At 63.0% G+C, this 1,104-nt stretch carries 1 protein-coding gene and 1 pseudogene; both read left to right on the top strand.

All coding sequences use genetic code 11. From position 1 onward, the window contains the following. The first annotated feature begins 94 nt into the window (after positions 1–94). Complete coding sequence (locus tag B7Y43_RS20185) at positions 95–355, top strand: toprim domain-containing protein (RefSeq protein ID WP_374133438.1); 261 nt, start codon at positions 95–97, stop codon at positions 353–355. Positions 356–424: 69 nt separating this feature from the next. Further along, positions 425–1,104, top strand: a pseudogene (locus tag B7Y43_RS20180) (methylase); the annotation flags it as partial.

The following is a 1,104-nucleotide window of genomic DNA, read 5'->3' as shown; positions in this document are numbered from 1 at the left end:
GGGTTCGGGCAGCGTACGGTTTGGCGAGCCCGACGACATACTGGGTATCGCCGAGGGCATCGAAGATGCCCTGTCTGCCTCCGACTGGTTTCAATTGCCCGTCTGGGCTGTGCTTGGTGCCGAACGCTACGCTCATGTCGGGATTCCGTCCCATGTGAGGCGTGTGATCGTTTTTGGTCAGAGAAACAAAGCGGCGAAGATTTGCCTGGCGCGTGCGCGCGAGCACCTCGCCGCTAAGGGGCGGCTCGTCGAGGAATGGCTCCCGTCCGAGCACGATGATTGGAATGACGCGCTTCGCGATCGATTTGCTCGCAATGCTCTCCCTCGGACCGAGATTCACCTACATTCTCACTGAAGAGAGGGGAGGAGGCCTCCGGCTTGTTGATCCGGTGATGAGCACCGGGCGATAAGAAGGAGACCCTCGATGCGCACCTCAGCCGCAGCTCTCGAACTCGATTTCACCGAACCCTCGATCACCGCCGCCAAGGCGGTTGCCGACACCCTCGCCAGGAATGGATCGCTCCAGCGCGACACGCTGCTGTGGGTCATGGAACAGGCCTATGGCGGTTCCTCGGCTGATGGTCGCTGGTCGCTTCGCGACGCTTACGACATGCTCGAACTCGCCCAGGTCATGCACCTGGCCAAAGCTGACCTTCCCTCCGCGCCGAACGATTGTCTTGCTGCGCTGACCGAGTTGGTCGCCAATCTGCCGACGCACACGGTTCGCAGTGAGGAGCAGATCGAACTCCAGCAATTCTCGACACCCGCCCCGATCGCGTACTTGGCCACCCTTGCTGCCCATATCACCCCGACCGACCTAGTCCTCGAACCCTCTGCCGGGACCGGCCTTCTCGCGGTCTTCGCACGGCGCGCCGGTGCACGCCTGGTCCTCAACGAGATCGATCCGGCCCGCGCCGAGATGCTTGCTGCCGCCTTCCCAGGTGTGGCTGTCACAAGGCACGATGCCGAGCTGATCCACGATCTTCTGCCACCTACGATCCGGCCCACTGCCGTCCTCATCAACCCGCCATTCTCGCGCAGCATCGGTCGCCATGCCGACCCGCTGGCTGCCTTCCGGCATCTTCGCGCCGCACTCATGCGGCT

This window comes from Sphingomonas sp. 28-62-20 (assembly GCF_002281505.1).
Note: the sequence above shows the minus strand (reverse complement) of the source record. Positions and strands in the feature narration are given on the sequence as shown.